11 protein-coding genes are annotated in these 12,407 nt (G+C 73.1%); 5 read left to right on the plus strand and 6 right to left on the minus strand.

The genetic code is table 11. From position 1 onward, the window contains the following. Both A4R25_RS31210 and A4R25_RS22140 read right to left on the minus strand, forming a co-directional pair. The coding region (locus A4R25_RS31210) for an IS5 family transposase (protein WP_197494952.1) at positions 1–503 on the minus strand (503 nt) is incomplete at its 3' end. 213 nt (positions 504–716) lie between these two features. Continuing rightward, positions 717–1,355, minus strand: coding sequence for a TetR/AcrR family transcriptional regulator (locus tag A4R25_RS22140; RefSeq protein WP_030500578.1), 639 nt, complete (start codon positions 1,353–1,355; stop codon positions 717–719). A 78-nt stretch (positions 1,356–1,433) separates the two neighbouring features. On the opposite strand from A4R25_RS22140, the gene A4R25_RS22145 reads away from it, so the two are divergent. The 3 genes from A4R25_RS22145 to A4R25_RS22155 all read left to right on the plus strand — a co-directional run bounded on the left by A4R25_RS22145 (position 1,434) and on the right by A4R25_RS22155 (position 4,835). Beyond that, on the plus strand, positions 1,434–1,886 hold the full coding sequence (locus A4R25_RS22145) for an SCP2 sterol-binding domain-containing protein (RefSeq protein WP_043327552.1): 453 nt from the start codon (positions 1,434–1,436) through the stop codon (positions 1,884–1,886). A gap of 1 nt (position 1,887) precedes the next feature. Next, a complete protein-coding gene (locus A4R25_RS22150; protein ID WP_064447943.1) occupies positions 1,888–3,102 on the plus strand; it encodes an acyl-CoA dehydrogenase family protein in 1,215 nt (404 codons plus the stop codon). Positions 3,103–3,269: 167 nt separating this feature from the next. Beyond that, on the plus strand, positions 3,270–4,835 hold the full coding sequence (locus tag A4R25_RS22155; protein ID WP_064447944.1) for an AMP-binding protein: 1,566 nt from the start codon (positions 3,270–3,272) through the stop codon (positions 4,833–4,835). Between the two features lie 44 nt (positions 4,836–4,879). Here the strand turns inward: A4R25_RS22155 and purD are convergent, their stop codons facing one another. The 3 genes from purD to A4R25_RS22170 form a co-directional block, all read right to left on the minus strand. Beyond that, complete coding sequence (gene purD / locus A4R25_RS22160; protein ID WP_064447945.1) at positions 4,880–6,127, minus strand: phosphoribosylamine--glycine ligase; 1,248 nt, start codon at positions 6,125–6,127, stop codon at positions 4,880–4,882. A gap of 85 nt (positions 6,128–6,212) precedes the next feature. Next, on the minus strand, positions 6,213–7,148 hold the full coding sequence (locus A4R25_RS22165) for a type IV toxin-antitoxin system AbiEi family antitoxin domain-containing protein (RefSeq protein ID WP_064448119.1): 936 nt from the start codon (positions 7,146–7,148) through the stop codon (positions 6,213–6,215). 180 nt (positions 7,149–7,328) lie between these two features. Further along, the gene (locus tag A4R25_RS22170) at positions 7,329–8,618 is read right to left on the minus strand and encodes an adenylosuccinate synthase (protein WP_043327554.1); all 1,290 of its coding nucleotides are present in this window, start codon (positions 8,616–8,618) and stop codon (positions 7,329–7,331) included. Positions 8,619–8,740: 122 nt separating this feature from the next. Between A4R25_RS22170 and A4R25_RS22175 the strand changes: the two genes are divergently transcribed. Next, positions 8,741–9,739 (plus strand): diacylglycerol kinase family protein, encoded by a 999-nt coding sequence (locus A4R25_RS22175; protein WP_064447946.1) that lies wholly within the window; start codon positions 8,741–8,743, stop codon positions 9,737–9,739. Positions 9,740–9,813: 74 nt separating this feature from the next. Beyond that, positions 9,814–11,883 (plus strand): hypothetical protein, encoded by a 2,070-nt coding sequence (locus tag A4R25_RS31215; protein WP_064447947.1) that lies wholly within the window; start codon positions 9,814–9,816, stop codon positions 11,881–11,883. A 51-nt stretch (positions 11,884–11,934) separates the two neighbouring features. On the opposite strand, the gene A4R25_RS22185 is transcribed toward A4R25_RS31215, so the two are convergent. Further along, on the minus strand, positions 11,935–12,363 hold the full coding sequence (locus tag A4R25_RS22185; protein ID WP_043327556.1) for a DUF3151 domain-containing protein: 429 nt from the start codon (positions 12,361–12,363) through the stop codon (positions 11,935–11,937). Positions 12,364–12,407: the final 44 nt, after the last annotated feature.

The raw sequence follows: 12,407 nt of genomic DNA on the forward strand, positions 1-12,407 counted from the left end.
GTGCGCCAGAGCAGGTCACGGGCGATGGTGCGGTCGTTGACGTGCGCGCCGGTGATCATGACGGCCAGGAGCAGGCCCATGGTGTCCACGACGATGTGGCGTTTACGGCCGTTGACCTTCTTCGCGACGTCGAAACCGCGGCTGTGTCGGGGCACGGTGTCCGCGGCGCGCACCGACTGAGAATCGATCGCTCCGGCGCTGGGATGCGCGTGCCGTCCGGCGGCGGTACGGCACTGCTCCCGCAACCGGTCGTGCAGACGCATCAACGTGTGGTCATCGCGCCATCGAGCGAACCACCAGTACACCGTCCCCGGGGGCGGGAACTCCCGCGGCAGGGCCCGCCACGGACAACCGGTGCAGGCCACATACAAGATCGCCGTGACGATTGCCCGCATCGGATGCGACGGCGGCCGCCCCCGCCGACCGACCGACACCGGCGTGACCAGCGGCGCGATCAACGCCCACTGCGCATCGGTCAGATCACTGGGATACCGCCGCCGCACCGCCCGTTCCCGTTCCCGCCGCACCCGCTGCGACGGATAACGGCGGGGCGACGCGGACGGCGTGACAGTGATCGGGTACAACGTCATCAGAAGGCCCTCGGTATGGAAACGGTTGGCTCGACACCACCGGACCTACCGAGGGCCTTCCCTCACCTCAACCCGACACGCCGCCGCACCCCAAATCTCAAACACTCACTAAGAGGGGGCCCTTCCTTACACAGCGCCGGGGTGCCAGGTGGCGCCGCGCAACAGCTGGTCGGCGCCGAGCCAGGCCACGTTCATCATCCGGGTCGCGGTCTTGCCGGCATCGGCCTCCGGGTGGTCGGCAAGCCAGTCGGCGAGCGACTCGGAGGCGCCGACGAGCGCGTACGAGACCACCTCCAGGTCGGTGGCGCCGACCTCCCGTCCGGCGGCGCGCAGCGCGTGGTCGAGCATCCCGGCCACCACCTCGACCAGCCGTCCCCGCATGGCGGCGAGTTCGGCGGCGAACGGCTGCGAGCCGCGGGCCTGCCGGTAGAGCACGGCCCAGCCGTCCCGGTGCGCGCCGACGAAGCCGAAGAACGCGCGCAGCCCGCGCCAGAGCCGCTCGTCGGCGGGCAGGTCGGGGGCGGCGGCGCCGGCGATGGCCTCCATCATCCGGGTGCTCTCGCGGTGCAGGCAGGCGATGAAGAGTTCTTCCTTGGTGCCGAGGTAGGCGTAGACCATCGGTTTGGAGATGCCGGCGTCGTCGGCGATCTCGTCCATGCTGGCGGCGTGGAAGCCGCGACGGGAGAACACCTTCACCGCCGCGTCGAGCATCTGCTGCTCGCGTACGGCTCGGGGGAGGCGCTTGAAGGTCGGCGTGCTGGACACTCTTGCGAGCATACCTACCCGTGCGTAGGGTTACGCCAGAGTAACCAAGCTGGCCCCGCCCGAGAGGTGCATTTCCTGATGACTGACTTCGACCCGGCCAACTTCGCGAACGTCGGCCCCAAGGAGTTCGCGCAGCTGGTCAAGTCCACGCCGGACGCCAAGATCGCCGAGATCATGTCCGGCGAGTCGCGCGGCAAGATCCTCAGCGAGGTCTTCAACCGGATGCCCACGCTGTTCCGCGCCGACCGCGCCGGTGCCACCAACGCGGTCATCCACTGGAACATCACCGGCCGCCCGGACGGTGGCACCGACACGTACGAGATCGTCATCGAGAACGGCGCCTGCACCGTCTCGGAGACCGCAACCCGCGACCCGAAGCTGAGCCTCACCATGGGCCCGGTCGAGTTCCTGAAGATCGTCTCCGGTGGCGCCAACCCGGTGATGATGTTCATGACCGGCAAGCTGAAGGCCAAGGGCGACCTGGGCCTGGCTGCCAACATCGCCAACCTGTTCGACATCCCCAAGGCCTGACATGGCCGAGTTCTCGCTCGACCTGAACGAGGAACAGCGGGATCTACGCGACTGGGTGCACGGCTTCGCAGCCGAGGTCGTGCGCCCGGCCGCGGCCGAGTGGGACGCCCGGGAGGAGACCCCGTGGCCGATCATCCAGGAGGCGGCGAAGGTCGGCCTGTACGGCTTCGAGTTCCTCGCCACCTGCTGGGCCGACCCCACCGGCCTCTCCCTGCCGATCGCCAGCGAGGAACTCTTCTGGGGTGACGCCGGCATCGGCCTGAGCATCTTCGGCACCTCGCTCGCGGTCGCCGCGATCTACGGCGCCGGCACCCCCGACCAGCTCGTCGAATGGGTGCCGCAGTGCTTCGGCGACGTCGACTCCCCGGCCGTCGCCGCGTTCTGCACGAGCGAGCCGGAAGCCGGCTCCGACGTCGGATCGATGCGTACCCGCGCCGTCTACGACGAGGCCACCGACGAGTGGGTGCTCAACGGGCAGAAGGCGTACGCCACGAACGGCGGCATCGCCGGCGTGCACGTGGTCACCGCCTCGATCGACCCCGAGCTGGGCTCGCGCGGGCAGGCCGCGTTCGTCGTACCCCCGGGCACCTCCGGTCTGACCGCCACCCGCAAGCTGCGCAAGCTCGGGCTGCGCGCCTCGCACACCGCGGACGTCTTCCTCGACGACGTCCGGGTGCCGGGCCGCTGCCTGCTCGGCGGCAAGGACGCGCTCGACGAGCGTCTGGCCCGCGCCCGGTCCGGGCAGCGCGCCTCCGGCCAGGCGGCGATGCGGACGTTCGAGCTGTCCCGTCCGACAGTCGGCGCGCAGGCGCTCGGCGTGGCCCGCGCCGCCTACGAGTACGCCCTGGACTACGCCAAGGAACGGGTCCAGTTCGGACGGCCGATCATCACCAACCAGGCGGTCGCGTTCGCGCTCGCCGACATGAAGATGGAGATCGACGCCGCCCGGCTCCTGGTCTGGCGCGCCTCCTGGATGGGCCGCAACAACCGGCCGTTCGCCGCCGGCGAAGGCTCGATGTCCAAGCTCAAGGCCGGTGAGGTGGCCGTCTCGGTGACCGACAAGGCGGTCCAGCTCCTCGGCGGCGCGGGTTTCCTGCGCGACCACCCGGTCGAGCGGTGGTACCGCGACGCCAAGATCTACACCATCTTCGAGGGCACCTCCGAGATCCAGCGGCTGGTCATCTCCCGGGCCATCTCCGGCATGCAGATCCGCTGACCGCCGGCGGCACGCCGCCCGGCCCGTGACGACAGGCAGCGCCGTCGCGGGCCGGGCGTCCCCGCCTGGCCGACCCGACCCGCGATCGGGCGCAAGATCACGCAAAACCGGACGGCCGACCCGTCCGGAGCCTGGTCGACGAACCACGAACGCGAAGGAGTTGCGCCTTGGACCTGCCGTTCATCGCCGCCACGCTGACCCGCCGTGGACTACTCACCCCGGGCCGTCCGATCCGGGTCGTCTCGCAGCTCAACGCGCTGCGCCGGTGGGGCTGGAGCCTCGCCGGGGAGCTGCGCCAGGCCGCCGCCCGCGACCCCGGCCGCGTCGCGGTGGTCGACGAGCGCGGCGCCACCATGACGTACCAGGAACTGCTGGAGCGCTCCGAACGGCTGGCCCGCTCCCTCCGGTCCCACCTCGGCGTCCAGGCCGGTGACCGGGTCGGCGTGCTCTGCCGCAACCACCACGGCCTGATCGAGGCGATAGTCGCCGCGATGCTGCTCGGCGCGGACGCCGTCCTGGTAAACACCGGACTGTCCGCGGCTCAGCTGGGCACCGTGGCCGAGGAACAGGGCCTGCGCGTCCTGGTCCACGACGGCGAGTTCACCGAGCGCGTCCTCGCCCTCCCCGCCGAGGTGCACCGGGTCGACGAGCGGCGGCACGAGGAGCTGATCGCCGCCGCGGTCCCCGGCGAACAACTCCAGCCGCCCGAGCGGGACGGCCGCACCATAGTGCTGACCTCGGGCACCACCGGCGCGCCCAAGGGCGCCCGCCGCCCCACCCCGCACGGCTTCGGCCCGCTGGTGTCCATCATCGACCGCATCCCGCTGCACGCGCGGAACACCACCATGATCGCCGCGCCGATCTTCCACACCTGGGGGTACGCCGCCCTCCAGGTCTCGTTCGCGCTGCGCGCCACAGTCGTGCTGCACCGCCGATTCGACCCCGCCGCCACGCTGACCGCGCTCGTCGCCCAGCGGTGCGACGCGATGTTCGCCGTACCGGTGATGCTGCAACGACTCATGGAGGTCGAGCCGCCGCTGCCCCGGCCCCCGCTCAAGGTGGTCGCGGTCAGCGGATCCGCCCTGCCCGGCAACCTGGCCACCGCCTTCATGGACCGCTACGGCGACGTGCTGTACAACCTCTACGGCTCGACCGAGGTCTCCTGGGCCTCCATCGCCGGCCCACGCGAACTGCGCGCCGCGCCCACCACCGCGGGCCGGCCGCCGCACGGCACCCGGCTGGCGATCCTGGACGAGAACGGCCGCCCCGTCCGGGACGGCGAGGTCGGGCGGATCTTCGTGGGCAACGAGATGCTCTTCGAGGGCTACACCTCGGGCGTCGGGCGGGAGAGCCGCGACGGCCTGCTGGACACCGGCGACCTCGGCCGGCTCGACGCCGACGGCCTGCTCTTCGTGGACGGCCGGGCGGACGACATGATCGTCTCCGGCGGCGAGAACGTGTTCCCGTCCGAGGTGGAGGACCTGATCGCCCGGCTGCCGCAGGTCCGCGAGGTCGCGGTGATCGGCGTACCGGACCCCGACTACGGCCAGCGGCTGGCCGCGTTCCTGGCGCTGCGGCCGGGCGAGACGCTCGACCCGGACGCGGTCCGCGAGTACGTCCGGCGCTACCTGGCCCGCTTCTCCGTGCCCCGGGACGTGGTGTTCGTCAAGTACCTGCCGCGCAACGCCACCGGCAAGGTGCTGAGCCGGGAGTTGCGCCGCTACTTCGACTGACGGACGGCGCCCCGCGAACCGGTCCCGCCGCGGGGCGTCGCCCGTCAGCCGGGAATCGTGATCCGGCCCTCCACCGCACCCGCCGCGATGTCGGTGCGGTGGTGGGAGCCGGCCAGCTCGACCTCGCGTACCAACTCGTAGGCGGCGTCGCGCGCGGCGGCCAGGTCGGGGCCGGTCGCCGTACCGCAGAGGACCCGGCCGCCCGCGGAGCGCAACGTGCCGTCGGCGTCGCGGCGGGTCCCGGCGTGGATGATCCCGGCGCGGTCCGCGCCGGTGATCACGTCACCGGTACGCGGGCCCGCCGGGTAGCCCTCGGCCGCCACCACGACTGTCACCGCCGCGCCGTCGCGCCACCGCAGCGGCGGGTGCGCGCCGAGCGTGCCGGTGGCGGCGGCGTGCAGCAGCCCACCCAGCGGCGTCTCCAGCAGGGCGAGCACCACCTGGGTCTCCGGGTCGCCGAAGCGCGCGTTGAACTCGATCACGCGCGGGCCGGACGGGGTGATCGCCAGGCCCACGTAGAGCAGGCCGGCGAACGGGGTGCCCCGGTCGCGCAGCTCCGCGAGCGTCGGGTGCACCACGTCGCGCATCACGTCGTCCACCAGGTTCGGCGGGGCCCACGGCAGCGGCGCGTACGCGCCCATCCCGCCCGTGTTCGGGCCGGTGTCGCCGTCGCCGACGCGCTTGAAGTCCTGCGCGGGCAGCAGCGGCACCGCCGCTTCACCATCGGTCACCACGAACAGGGAGACCTCGGGACCGGACAGGTACTCCTCGATCACCACCCGGCCGCACTCCGCGGCGTGCCGCTCGGCGGCGGCGCGGTCGTCGGTGACCACGACGCCCTTGCCGGCGGCCAGCCCGTCGTCCTTCACCACGTACGGCGCGCCGAACTCGTCCAGCGCCCGCGCCACCGCAGCCGCGTCCTCGCAGGTGTACGCGCGGGCGGTCGGCACACCGGCCGCCGTCATCACGTCCTTCGCGAACGTCTTCGAGCCCTCCAGCCGGGCCGCCTCGGCGCTCGGGCCGAACACCGCGATGCCCTTGGCGCGTACCGCGTCGGCGACGCCCGCCACCAGCGGCGCCTCCGGGCCGATGACCACCAGGTCGGCCGCGACCTCGACGGCGAGGGCCGCCACGGCCGCCGGGTCGGTGGGTGTCACCTCCCGAAGCGAGGCGACCTCGCCGATCCCCGGATTCCCCGGCGCTGCGACGAGCGCCTCGACAGCCGGGTCACCGGCCAGTCCGAGCGCGAGAGCGTGCTCCCGCCCACCACCACCCACAAGAAGTACGCGCACGACCCCGCATCCTACTGACCACCCCACCCCACCCCGTTGATCATGAAGTTGGCGGCAGGATGTGAGATCGAAATCGCCGTCAACTTCATGATCGATCCCCGCTCCTCGCGGCCAGTGCCGCGCGGACGACCTGGGGGATGTAGTCGGGGCGGAGGGTGTCGGGCCAGGTGAATCTGAGGACGGTCCAGCCGGCGTTGGTCAGGCGGTTCTGCCGCTGCCGGTCGTCGAAGAGCGCACCGGGCGTGGAGTGCGGATCTCTCCCGTCCGCCTCGGCGATCACCCGGGCCGCCCGCCAGCCCATGTCACCGATGCCGAGCAGGTAACCATCGGCGTCGCGCACCTCGATCTGGAGCGCGTCGGGCGGGACGCCGCCGTCGACGCACCGCAACCGGGTACGCGTCTCCAGCGGAGACTGGGCGCCGCCGTTCGCCTCGGCCAGATGGCGCCGCGCGTTCACCACACCCCTCCGGCCCGCGATCAGTGCGGGGATGGCGCCGAACTCGCCCTCGTCGATCACTCCCTGGTTGAGCGCCGAGTCGAGCAGGGCTACCGCGTAGTAGCGGCGCACCCGGAGGACGAGTCCCGCGAGCGTGTGCGTGGGAGTTGTCACCGGAATGCCGTCGACAGTCGTCAGCGCCTGCTCGGGATGCTCGAACTGGTGCAACGTCACGGCAGGATCCCTGACGCGGGCCGGCCGGGCCGCGCGACCCGGCACCGCGACGTGAATCGCACCCGTTCTCGGCAGCCCCGCGATCCCGTGCAGCTCGGCGGCGGTGCCGAGCACTGCGTGCGCCGCCGGGCCCAGCGACAGGACCGCCGCCCGGATCCGCCGACGCCGTTCCACGCAGTCGGGGCCGGAGCGCTCGACGGCGTAGGTCGCACGAGCCAGCCGCCGCCACCGGCGCGAGGTCAGGAGATTGTCGATCTCGTGCCTGCTGTAGCCGGCTCGGAGCGCCTGCACACGGGTGACAACGCCGCCCTGGTCACGCGCGATCTGCCGGATCACCCAAGCCCGTTCCACCCACCGAGCGTCCCCGCGCACCCCACCCACGCGAAGCCCCTGTGGACAACCCACCCCACCCTGTGGATAACCCACCCCCTCGCCCTCACCCTCGCCCCGTTGATCATGAAGTTAGCGGCGATGTGGATCTACAAAACAGCCGCTAACTTCATGATCAACGGAGTGGTGCAAAGGGCGGGGTTAGGGGAGGAGGGGGTGGCGGAGGACGTTTTCCTCTCGGCCCGGGCCCACACCCACCACGCTCACGCGGGTACCGGTCAGCTCCTCGATGCGGGCGATGTAGCGCCTCGCGTTCTCCGGGAGCTCGTCCTCGGTGCGCGCCTTGGTGATGTCCTCCCACCAGCCGTCGTGCTCTTCGTAGATCGGCGTGGCGTGGTGGAAGTCGGTCTGCGTCATCGGCATGTCGTCGAAGCGCTCGCCGTTGATCTCGTACCCGACGCAGATCGGCACCTTCGCCAGGCCGGTCAGCACGTCCAGCTTCGTGACCACGAGGTCGGTGACGCCGTTGAGGCGGCACGCGTACCGGGCCACCACCGCGTCGAACCAGCCGCAGCGGCGCTCCCGGCCGGTGGTGGTGCCGTACTCGTGGCCGACCTTGCGCAGGTGCTGCCCGTTGTCGTCGAACAGCTCGGTCGGGAACGGGCCGGAGCCCACCCGCGTCGTGTACGCCTTGCTCACCGCGATGACCTTGGTGATCGCGGTCGGCGGAATGCCCGCGCCCACGCACGCCCCGCCGGCCGTCGGGTTCGACGAGGTGACGAACGGGTAGGTGCCGTGGTCCATGTCGAGCATGGTGGCCTGGGCGCCCTCCAGCAGCACGGTCTCGCCGCGGTCGAGCGCGTCCCAGAGCATCACCCGGGTCTCGGCGATGTACGGGCGCAGCCGCTCGGCGTACTGGAGGTACTCCTCGACCGTCTCCTCGACGTCGATCGCCTTGCGGTTGTAGACCTTGAACAGCAGCTGGTTCTTCTCGCGGAGCGCCAGCTCCAGCTTCTTGCGCAGGATGCCCGGGTCGAGCAGGTCCTGCAGGCGGATGCCCATCCGTGCGACCTTGTCGCCGTACGCGGGGCCGATGCCCCGGCCGGTGGTGCCGATGCGGGCGCTGCCGAGGTAGCGCTCGACCACCCGGTCCAGCGCCCGGTGATGCGGCATGATCAGGTGCGCGTCGCCGGAGATGCGCAGGCGGGACACGTCCACGCCGCGCTCGGCGAGCCCGTCGATCTCCTGCAGCAGCACCTTCGGGTCGACCACCACGCCGTTGCCGATCACGATCATCGCGCTCGGTGACAGCGCACCGGACGGCATCAGGTGCAGCGCGTACTTCTGGCCGTCCGGCGTGATCACCGTGTGGCCTGCGTTGTTGCCGCCGGAGTAGCGCACGACGTAGTCGACCCGCTCACCCAGCAGGTCGGTAACCTTGCCCTTGCCCTCGTCGCCCCACTGGGCGCCGAGCAGCACGATCGCTGGCATCTCTTCCGCCTCCAGAAGGCTCGGGTGCCAGGTGGCGACCGGTCTGCGAGCCCGGGGTGTCAGGCTAACAAGTAGTGACGGCGGGACCAGCAGGGGTTGGTCGAGAAGCAGGAGGCTCCTTCGTGTACGACGTGGTGCTGCTCACCCTCGGCTCGGAGCGGGACGCTCCCGGTGGTGGCTGCGGCAGCGGCGGCGCCTGCTGCGGCGGCGCGGACGACACCGCCGCCGAGAGCGGCGAGGAGCGCTGCGAGACGCCGCGCGTACCGGTGCTGGCCTGCGCGGACGAGCTGACCGCCCGGGGTGCCCGGGTGACCACGGTGACCGCCCGGTCGGACGCCGAGATCGACGAGGTGCTGGCCCGGCTCGACGGCCCACCGCGCGCCGACGGCCTCACCTGGCCGGACCCCGACGGCAAGACCCGGCTGATCGTCGCCACGGCCAGTGACGGTCAGTTGCGCGCCGTCCTGCGCCGGCTGGTGCGCCGGTACGCTCCGCCGCCGAGCCGCCGCCCCGCGGACCTGGCCGACAACCGGACGGTGCCCGACCTGCCCCCGGTCGGCGTACTCCCGCTCGATCCGGCCCGGTCCGGGACGGCGCGTGACCTGGCCGCGCAGCTCGGGCTGCCCCGGGATCCGGCCGGGGTGGCCGCGGCGGTGCTGGACGGCACGGCCCGGCGGCTGGACCTGCTGCGCAACGACGGCGGCTCGGTGACGCTCGACGGCGCGCTGCTCGGCGCCGCCGACGACGCCGGCCGGCCGCTGCACTGGCGGGCCCGGGTCGAGGTCGACGGCACGGTGCTCAGCGACGGCGCCGAGCCGATCACCGCGTGCGCGATCGGCAACGCGGGCGGGTACGCGCGCCTCGGCGAGGTGGACCTGCTGGGCGGGCCGGACCCGGCCGACGGACGGGTGACGGTCGGCGTCGCCGTACCAGTGGTGACCCGGTCGGCGTTGGGCCGGAAGAAGGTCCGCCTGGAGGTACGGCGGGCGCGGGGACGTGCGGTGGCGGTGGTGCCCCGCGACGAGAAGGTGCCCTTCCTCGACGACGGCGTCGAGGGCGAGCTGAGCCGCAAGCGCTCCTGGTGGACCGAGCCGGGCGCCTGGGCGGTCTGGACGGGCTGACCTCGGTCGATCCCCGTCCGGCTCGCGCCGCTGGCCGTACCGCCTATCCTCGGCGGAAGGAATGGGGAGGAACCGTGGTGCACGACAACGACGACCGGGCCCACGTGCCGGGTCGAGGGCAGGTGCCGGAGCGGGACGTCGAGCCGCTCTGGCCGCCGGAGGAGACCGACGGCGTGGTCACCGCCCCGCCCTGGGCGGCCGTGCCCTGGCCGCTTCCGCCGGCCGACGCCCCCACGCCGTCGACGTCGGACGTCCCGGGGCCACCGGCGCCCGCGGTCGACCTGGACCTGCCGTTCACGCTCGACCAGCCGCCTGCCGGCGCGGCGCCGGCCCAGCCGGGCTCACCGGTCACGGCCGCCACGCCTCCCGCGTCGCAGGCAGCGCCCGGCCCGGATCCGGCCGCCGCATATCCCTCGTTGCAGGGCGCGCCCGCTCCCGATCCGGCCGCCACGCGGACACTGCCGGACCCGGCTGACACGCAGACGGCAGCCGACCCGGAGGACACGCGGACAACGGCGCGCTCGGCCGACGCGCGGACGACGGCCGACGCGGACGGCGAGGGCGCCGGCAACGGCCGGGCCGTGTCTCCGTGGGCCCAGCCGCCGCAGCGGGCCACCGCCGACTCCGCACCAGACCTCGTTCCCGCTGACAGCGACACGCCGGGGTCCGGCACCGACCCGGCGCGGGCCGTCCACGCCGACGGCGCTGTCTCCGGCCGGGCCTCGGTCGCCGGCACTGCGCTCCCGCCGCCCGACACCGCCCCGGTGACCGGCCGGGCGCAGGTCACCGGAGCGTCGTCGCCGGGCACGGGTGAGCCGGCGCCGGAGCCGCCGCGTCTCGGGCCGTTCCCACCGTCGCCGGGCGTGCCGGCGCCGCCGTCGCCCTATGGCAACGGCTACCCGCAGGCCGGCTACCCCCAGGCCGGCTACCAGCCGCAACCCGGCCAGCCCGGCTGGTACCCGCCGCCCGGCTGGACGCCACAGCCCGGCCCGGCCCAGACCGGCCCGGCGCAGGCCAGTCCGGCGCAAGCCAGTCCGGCGCAGGCCGGTCCGACGCAGGCAGTCGCGGCGCACAACGGCCCAGCGCAGACCGGGCCGGCGCAGACCGGCGCCCCGGTGCCACCGCACGTGCCCGCCCCGCCGGTGTCCGGTCCGGCCGCGCCCCAGCCACCACAGCAGCCGGCGTACCCGGAGCAGGGCTGGACGCCGCAGCAGGCGGTACCCCCGACCGCCGAGGACTTCGCCCGCCGCCGCCAGGCCCGGCCGGTCGACCCGGTGGCCACCATGGGCGTACGCGCGGTGGTCAACAAGATCGGGCTGGTCCGGCTCGCGCCCGGGCGGCACGAGCAGGAGGTGAAGCGCGACATCGAGATGGTCCGCCGCAACTTCGGCGGGCTGCGCCAGGTGACTGTGGTCAACCCGAAGGGCGGCGCCGGCAAGACGGTGGCGATCCTGCTGCTCGCCATGACGTTCGGCCAGAAGCGCGGCGGATACGTGCTGGCCTGGGACAACAACGAGACCCAGGGCACCCTCGGCATGCGGGCGCAGCAGGACTTCCACGCCCGTACGGTGCGCGACATGCTGCGCGACCTGGCGCAGTTCCAGGGGCCGCACGGCCGGGTGGGTGACCTCTCGCAGTACGTCCGCTCGCAGGGCGAGGGCATGTTCGACGTGCTCGCCTCGGACGAGTCGGCGACCGGCGGCGAGATGCTCACCGCCGCCGCGTTCGCGGAGATCCGCGAGGTGGTCAGCCGCTTCTACAAGCTGATCTTCGTGGACACCGGGAACAACGTCCGGGCGCAGAACTGGCAGGCCGCGATGGACGCCACCGACCAGCTCGTGGTGACCATGTCGGCCCGGAACGACTCGGCCGAGACCGCCGCCCGGATGCTCGACCACCTGGAGCAGAGCGGCCGGCAGCGGCTGGTCCGGCAGGCGGTGACAGTGGTGTCGATGCCGCCGTCGCGCAAGGAGATCGACCTGCCCGCGATCCAGGCCCACTTCGCGGCGCGGACCCGGGCGGTGCTGCTGGCGCCGTACGAGCGCCTCATCGACACCGGCGAGCCGCTGCGGTACGGCCAGCTCTCCTCCGCCACCCGGGACGCCTGGCTGAAGATCGCCGCGTCGGTGGCGGAAGGGCTGTAGGACGGGCGCGACGGCCGGTACCCGGGTGGGGACCGGCCGTCGCGGCAGTGGTCAGTCGCCGGAGAGCGCGTCTCCGGCGGCCGGGTCGCAGTCACGGAGGAACTGGGCGCACCGGGCCGCCTCGTCCGCCTCGCCGATCTCGCCCGCCGCGCGGGACAGCACGTAGAGGCAGCGCAGGAAGCCCTGGTTGGGTGCGTGCGACCAGGGCACCGGGCCGTGGCCCTTCCAGCCGCTGCGGCGCAGCTGGTCGAGGCCCCGGTGGTAGCCGGTGCGGGCGTACGCGTACGCCGTGACGACCTGGCCCGCGGCGAGCGCGCGGCCGGCCAGCGCGGCCCAGGCCGCACTGTAGGTCGGGAAGCGGGCCGCGACCTCGGCGTACGCCTCGTCGGTGCCCTGCTCGGCCGCCGCCGCCAGCGCGGCGTCGGCCTCCTCGTGGGCCGGGAGCAGGGTGGCCGGTGGCTCAGGCAACAGGTTCTGCATCGCCCCATTCAACCCGCTTCGCCATCGGGTACGCGAGGGGCCTC

The sequence above is a fragment of the Micromonospora sp. NBRC 110037 genome (genome assembly GCF_001652995.1).
GTDB classification, from domain to species: domain Bacteria; phylum Actinomycetota; class Actinomycetes; order Mycobacteriales; family Micromonosporaceae; genus Micromonospora; species Micromonospora chalcea.